Here is a 6,592-nt window from a genome sequence, read left to right on the forward strand (position 1 = left end):
GGCCCGTGCGGCCCGCGTGGGTCACCGTTCATCGCACCCTTTCCCGACGTCCTGGGGTCCCGTTCTCGGACCCACGGTAGCGAGACGGGCGTACCCGTCCCTCACCTGTAGGACGTGCATCCCCCGGTCGGGTTGCGCAGCGGTGCGAGATCGGCGCCGGGCGGTGCCGGTCAGCCGAGCAGCGGCTCGTCCTCGAAGTAGCCCAGCCGCTCCCGGTAGAACTCCAGCCCGACCCCGTTCGGATCCCGGATGTACAAGCTGTTGTCCACGCCACGGTCCGGGCCGAGGTACTCGACACCGGCCGCGTCGAGCCGCTCCTTGGCCTTCTCGAACTCCTCCGCCGAGGTCGACAGCGCGAGGTGCTGAACCGCGCCGATCGTCTCCTCGAAGGGCTTGTGGTCGTGGCCGGGGAAGTCGAAGAACCCGAGCAGGTTCCCGTTCCCGATGTCGAAGAAGAAGTGGCTGGAGCCCGCGTAGTCGCGGTTCTCCACCAGCTCGACCAGCGGGAAGCCCAACAGGTCCTGGTAGAAGCGGATGGTCTCCTCGACGTCTCGGCAGACCAGCGCGATGTGGTGGACGCCCTGCACGGTGGTCGGGCGCCGGTCGGCGGGCTTCTGGAGGTACTTCTCGCGCAGGTCGACCCGCCTGGCGCGGACGGCCTCGAGCTCGGCACCCTCGGGCTGCGGCATCGGACTCCCCTTTCCTCGACCCACACAACGGTAGTTGCGCGTACAACATTCCGCGGCGGCCCCGGCCGCGACCGACGCGGTCCGCCCACCGTGCCGCGCCGGCAGCCGCCCGTCCACCCAGGCGATCGCGGACAGGAAGCAGATCGACGCCTCTTCGAGCCGGCGTTGCCGCAGAAGCGGGTCCAGGGTGCGCGGCCTCGTCCGCTCCACCGAGGCCGACTGGTAGGACAGGCTCGACAGGGATCACGCCTCGAGGGAGCACGATGACGTCCGCACGCCCGCCCGGCTCCGGCCAGCACTGGCTGGACCAGATCGACCGGCACGCCCACCTCACACCGGAGCGCGCGGCCCTGGCGTTCGGAGGCGTCGTGACGACCTGGGCCGACCTGCGCCGACGGGTCTCGGCGCTGGCCGGGGGTCTCGCGGACCGGGGCGTCGGGCGCGGGGACCGGGTCGCGGTGCTGATGAGCAACCGGCCCGAGTTCCTGGAGGCCGTGCTGGCCGCCAACGCCCTGGGGGCCATCGCGGTGCCGGTGAACTTCCGGCTCAGCGCGGACGAGGTGAGCTTCATCCTCCGCGACAGCGGGGCCGTCGCGCTCGCCGCCGACGCGGACCTCGCCGCGTCGGCCGCCCAGGTCCGGGGGGACCTCGCCGGGCCGGGCATCCTGCTGGTCACCGGCACCGCGGACGGCGATTTCGACGCCCTCGCCGCGGGTCCGGAGCGACCCCGCACCGCGGAGATCGACGAGCACGATCCCGCGCTGATCATGTACACGTCCGGGACCACCGGGCGCCCCAAGGGCGCGGTGCTCACCCACCTCAACCTGGCGGTGCAGACCCAGACCCTCATCCGCTACTGGCGGCTCTACCGCGAGGACGAGGTGAACCTCTGCGCCTCGCCGATGTTCCACATCGCGGCGATCGGCGGGATCGCGCCGCTCATCGCCACCGGCGGCACCACCGTGATCATGCCGAGCGGGCGGTTCGACCCGGAGACCATGCTGGACACGCTCGAGCGCGAGCGGATCACGCACGTGTTCATGGTCCCGGCGCAGTGGCAGGCCGTGGTCGCGGTGCCGGAGGCAGGCAAACGGGCCGCCCACCTGCGCGTGATGTGCTGGGGCGCCGCGCCCGCCACCGTCACCCTGCTGGAGGCGATGGCGGCCGCCTTCCCCGGCGTGCCGAACGTCTGCACCTTCGGCCAGACCGAGATGTCCCCCGTCACCACCGTGCTCGACGGCGAGGACGCGGTCCGCAAGATCGGCTCCGTCGGGCGGCCGGTGCCCGCCGTGTCGATCAGGATCGTCGACGACGAGATGCACGACGTCCCGCGGGGCGAGGTCGGCGAGATCGTCTACCGCGGCCCGAACCTGATGCAGGGCTACTGGAACATGCCCGAGGCCACCGCGGAGGCGTTCGAGGGCGGCTGGTTCCACTCGGGTGACCTGGTGCGGGAGGACGAGGAGGGCTTCCTCTTCGTCGTCGACCGCAAGAAGGACATGATCATCTCGGGCGGCGAGAACATCTACTGCGCCGAGGTGGAGAACGTGCTCGCCGGACACCCTGCGGTGGCGGACGTCGCGGTGGTCGCGGCGCCGCACGAGCGCTGGGGCGAGACACCGGTCGCCGTGGTTGTACCCACGGACCCGGCCGCCCCGCCGACGCTGGCTGACCTCGCCGAGTGGTGCCGCCCGCGGCTGGCCTCCTACAAGAAGCCGACGCAGCTGCTGGTGGTCGAGGCCCTGCCGCGCAACGCCTCGGGCAAGGTGCTCAAACCCGTCCTGCGCGCACAGATGAGTTCCGGCGTCCGCGACGGTCGGCCCTGACATGCTGATCGTCGCCGGACACCTGACCGTGGACCCCGCCGGACGCGACGCCTACGTCGCCGAGTGCGCGCAGGTGGTGGAGCTCGCCCGGGCGGCCGAGGGCTGCCTGGACTTCACCATCACCGCGGACGTCCTCGATGCCGGCCGGATCAACGTCTACGAGCGCTGGGCGGCCGAGGAGCCCCTGCTGGCCTTCCGCGGCAGCGGCCCCAGCGGCGACCAGCAGACGCAGATACTCGCGGCGGACGTGAAGCGCTACACGATCTCCGGGGTCGGCGCCCCGTAACTCGGCGTTATGGAGCCACAACTGTCGTTTCAGGACCGTCAGACGACAGTTGTGGCTCCATAATGCGTTACTTGCGGCCGCCGCCGAGGAGGCCGCCGAGCAGGTCGCCCAGGCCGCCGCCCAGGACTCCGCCGCCCTGACCGCCCTGGCCGCCCGCTCCACCGAGGATGCCGCCGAGCAGGTCGCCGAGGCCACCGCCTGCACCCGCGCCGGAGCCGGGCAGGCCGCCGTTGCCCGCGGAACCCCCGGACAGCTTCTTGGCCAGGTAGGACATCACGATCGGCGCCAGGATCGGCAGCAGCTTCGCGATCAGGCCGGAGCCACCCTCGCCGCCACCGAACGCGGCCTGGGCCTGCGGTGCGGCACCGCTCGCGGGAGCGCCGAGCGCGCCGATCCCGCCGAGCTGGTTCACCACGGTGTCCTTCTGCGCCCCGAACACGTGCGAGACGATCTTCTCGCCGTCGGACGTGTCGACCTGGCCGAGGTCCACGCCGCCGTCGATCAGCTTCTCGTCGTGCTGCTGCACGGCGCTCGCGAACGAGGCGGCGCCCGCCGGGTCGTCCGCGTTGGCCTGGATGCCGCCGAGGAGGGCGGGCAGGGCCTGCCGGGCGGCGTGCTCCGCGGTGGCCTCGTCGACGCCCAGGCGCGCCGCGAGATCTCCGAGTGGAACCTGGGCGAGGATGTCGTCGACAGGGCTCATGAGCCGGAGAGTAGCGGCTTCGGCAATTCCGGAATAGTGCCTCTCACCAGCGGTACCGTGAACTCATGGGCGACGAGTCCGCACTCGAGAGGGCGATCCGCGAGGCCGCCGAACGGGGCGCGTTCGACGATCTGCCCGGCAAGGGCAAGCCGCTGCCGAACCTGGACGACACCTCGCCGGACTGGTGGGTCCGCGGGTACGTGCGGCGTGAGGGCGTGCCGTCCGACGCGCTGTTGCCCACCGGCGTCCAGCTGCGCAAGGAGCTGGAACGCCTGCCGGAGACCGTGCGGGACCTGCCGTCCGAGGAGGCGGTGCGCCGGGTCGTCCAGGCGCTGAACACCCGGGTCGTGGCCTACGTCCGCAACCCGGACGGGCCGGTGCTGCCGGTCCGCCGTGCCGAGCCCGACGCCGTCGTCGAGGCCTGGCGGCGGGACCGCGCCGACCGCGCGGAGCAGCTCCGCCGAGCCCGCCGGCAGGACCCTTTGTCCTGACATAGGCTCGGGTCATGTCCATCCCGAGCCTCACCATGCTCGACGGTCGCGAGGTCCCCGCCGTCGGCTTCGGCACCTTCCCGCACGCCGGGGACGACTCGCGCACCACCGCGATCTCGGCCCTCGACGCCGGCTACCGCCTGCTCGACACCGCGCTGCGCTACGAGAACGAGCAGGGCGTCGGCCGCGCGGTGCGCGAGTACGGGCTGCCGCGCGAGGAGGTCCTCGTGGCCACCAAGCTCGCGGGCCGCCACCACGGCTACGACGAGACCATCAAGGGCTTCCACGAGTCGCTCACCAACCTGGGCCTCGACTACGTCGACCTCTACCTCATCCACTGGCCGCTGCCCCGGCTCGACAGGTACGTCGACAGCTGGAAGGCCATGATCACGCTGCGGGACGAGGGCCTGGTCCGCTCGATCGGCGTCTCCAACTTCACCGAGGCCCACCTGCGGCGGGTCATCGACGAGACCGGCGTGGTGCCCGTCATGAACCAGGTCGAGATGCACCCCTACTTCCCGCAGGCCGAGCTGCGTGCGGTGCACGCCGAGCTGGGGATCGTGACCGAGAGCTGGAGCCCGATGGGGCGGGGCGAGCTGCTCGCGGAGCCGGTCGTGACCGACATCGCGCAGGCCCACGGCGTGACCCCGGCCCAGGCGGTCCTGCGCTGGCACGTCCAGCTCGGTGCGGTGCCGATCCCCAAGTCGGAGAGACCGGAGCGCCAGCGGCAGAACATCGACCTGTTCGGCTTCGCCCTCTCCGCGGACGAGGTGGCGGCCCTGTCCGCGCTCGAGCGCGGCCGGATCTGGGGCCAGGATCCGGACACCCACGAGGAGTTCTGAGCACTACGGTGATCGAGTGCCGCAGCGTTGGGGAATCACGGTCCCGCTCACCGGTCTCCCGCTGTGGGAGCAGCGCGAGCTGATCCGGGCCCTGCCCGACCTCGGCTACACGGACGTCTGGAGTGCCGAGGCCGCGGGCACGGACGCGTTCACCCCGCTGGCCCTCGCCGCGGAGTGGGCGCCCGCGCTGCGGCTCGGCACGGCGATCGTCCCGGCGTTCACCCGCGGTCCGGCCCTGCTCGCGCAGACCGCGGCCACGCTCGCGGGCCTCGCCCCGGGGCGGTTCGCGCTCGGCATCGGCACGTCCTCGAACGTCGTCGTGGAGAGCTGGAACGGCATCCCCTTCACCGAGCCCTACGCCCGGGTGCGGGACCTGCTGGACTTCCTGCGGCAGGCGTTCACCGGCGAGAAGGTGACCGGTGAGTGGCCCTCGTTCGCGGTCCGCGGCTTCCGCCTCGACATCCCGCCCGAGCACACCCCGCCGGTGCTGGTGGCCGCCCTGCGCCCGGGCATGCTCCGGCTCGCCGGGCGGGACGGCGACGGGGCGATCGTCAACTGGCTGACCAGCGACGACGTGCGCGCCGTCGCCCCGCACGTGCGCGAGTACGGCAAGCCGGACGCCGAAATCGTGGCGCGGATCTTCGTGCTCCCCGACGTGCCCGCGGACGAGGCACGCGCGATCGGCCGTCGGGCCCTGGCGGCCTACCTGAACGTGCCGGTCTACCGCGCCTTCCACGAGTGGCTGGGGCGGATGGAGCTCACTCCGATGTGGACCGCGTGGGCGGCGGGCGACCGGCGGGCGGCGCTGGAGGCGATCCCCGACGCCGTCGTGGACCGGTTGGTGCTGCACGGTCCGGCGGAGTCCGTGCGCGAGCAGGTCCAGGCCTACGTGGAGGCGGGGGTGACCACCCCGGTGCTCGCCCCGCTGGCGGGCGAGCCGGGTGCGCTCATCCGCGCGCTCGCAGCCCGTCCATGATCAGGTCGAGCAGCCGGTTCGCCTGTTCGCGCTGCTCCGGGCCGGTGGCGAGGGTGACCCCGGAGACGGCGGCGAGCACGTCCTCCGGTGAGACGTCCGCCCGCAGGGTGCCCGCCTCGACGCCCGCGGTGAGGAACTCCCCCACCGCACCGCGCATGCGGCCCTTCGTCTCGGCGAAGGGGTCGCCACCCGAGGCGACGATCGCGCGCAGCGTGTCCAGCATCCCGCGCTTGGCGGTCATGTAGTCGACGAACCGGTCCATCCAGGTCCGCATCGCCTCGTCCGCGGGGGCGGACTCGAGCAGCCCGGGAACCGCGTCGCACAGCCGGGCGACCTCGTTGCGGTAGGCGGCCTCGACCAGCGCCTCCCGGGTGGGGAAGTGCCGGTACAGGGTGCCGATCCCCACGCCCGCGGCCTTGGCGATCGCCTCCAGCGAGACGTCTCGACCGGGCGTGGAGAAGGCCTCGACGGCCACCTCGAGCAGCCGTTCCCGGTTGCGCCGGGCGTCGGCCCGCAGGGGCCGGACCGCGACCCCTTCAGTGTGACCCACGCCACTTCACCACCTTAACCGGAATCCCCTCCGTTTCCCTGCGGTTGGGATCGGAGGCAGCTCCGGTAGTGAGAGTACGCCGCCGGGGCGCCGCCATCACCGCGAAGGGGAGACCCATGACCACCTTCCTCACCCCTCCCATCACGCACCCCAGCACCAGCCGCTTCACCGGCCCGTTCCACGCCGGGACCACCGCCGCCGAGGTCGTCGCGGGCCTCGAGCTGCACGGCAG

8 protein-coding genes are annotated in these 6,592 nt (G+C 72.5%); 5 read left to right on the plus strand and 3 right to left on the minus strand.

Annotation, left to right across the window (positions count from 1 at the left end; genetic code table 11):
- Positions 1–170: 170 nt before the first annotated feature.
- On the minus strand, positions 171–689 hold the full coding sequence (locus H5J29_RS16690) for a VOC family protein (RefSeq protein WP_181781883.1): 519 nt from the start codon (positions 687–689) through the stop codon (positions 171–173).
- A 263-nt stretch (positions 690–952) separates the two neighbouring features.
- Here H5J29_RS16690 and H5J29_RS16695 point away from each other — a divergent pair, with 263 nt between their 5' ends.
- Together H5J29_RS16695 and H5J29_RS16700 are read left to right on the plus strand one after the other, a co-directional pair.
- A complete protein-coding gene (locus H5J29_RS16695; protein WP_181781884.1) occupies positions 953–2,515 on the plus strand; it encodes a long-chain-fatty-acid--CoA ligase in 1,563 nt (520 codons plus the stop codon).
- Between the two features lies 1 nt (position 2,516).
- Entirely contained in the window at positions 2,517–2,801 is a 285-nt protein-coding gene (locus H5J29_RS16700; RefSeq protein ID WP_181781885.1) for a putative quinol monooxygenase, read from the plus strand.
- A 67-nt stretch (positions 2,802–2,868) separates the two neighbouring features.
- Here H5J29_RS16700 and H5J29_RS16705 read toward each other — a convergent pair whose 3' ends face one another.
- Positions 2,869–3,501 (minus strand): DUF937 domain-containing protein, encoded by a 633-nt coding sequence (locus H5J29_RS16705; protein WP_181781886.1) that lies wholly within the window; start codon positions 3,499–3,501, stop codon positions 2,869–2,871.
- 65 nt (positions 3,502–3,566) lie between these two features.
- Here H5J29_RS16705 and H5J29_RS16710 point away from each other — a divergent pair, with 65 nt between their 5' ends.
- From H5J29_RS16710 to H5J29_RS16720, 3 genes are read left to right on the plus strand one after another with little or no spacing between them, the layout of a single operon-like run.
- Positions 3,567–3,992 carry a DnaJ family domain-containing protein gene (locus tag H5J29_RS16710; protein WP_181781887.1) on the plus strand — a complete coding sequence of 142 codons (426 nt, stop codon included), beginning with the start codon at positions 3,567–3,569 and terminating at the stop codon, positions 3,990–3,992.
- 14 nt (positions 3,993–4,006) lie between these two features.
- A complete protein-coding gene (locus H5J29_RS16715) occupies positions 4,007–4,834 on the plus strand; it encodes an aldo/keto reductase (RefSeq protein ID WP_181781888.1) in 828 nt (275 codons plus the stop codon).
- A gap of 16 nt (positions 4,835–4,850) precedes the next feature.
- Positions 4,851–5,810: an LLM class F420-dependent oxidoreductase gene (locus H5J29_RS16720; protein ID WP_181781889.1), complete on the plus strand. Its 960-nt coding sequence runs from the start codon at positions 4,851–4,853 to the stop codon at positions 5,808–5,810.
- On the opposite strand, the gene H5J29_RS16725 is transcribed toward H5J29_RS16720, so the two are convergent.
- The gene (locus tag H5J29_RS16725; RefSeq protein WP_181781890.1) at positions 5,782–6,360 is read right to left on the minus strand and encodes a TetR/AcrR family transcriptional regulator; all 579 of its coding nucleotides are present in this window, start codon (positions 6,358–6,360) and stop codon (positions 5,782–5,784) included. The genes H5J29_RS16720 and H5J29_RS16725 overlap by 29 nt on opposite strands.
- Positions 6,361–6,592: the final 232 nt, after the last annotated feature.

Source organism: Pseudonocardia pini, from assembly GCF_013870575.1.
GTDB lineage: Bacteria > Actinomycetota > Actinomycetes > Mycobacteriales > Pseudonocardiaceae > Pseudonocardia > Pseudonocardia pini.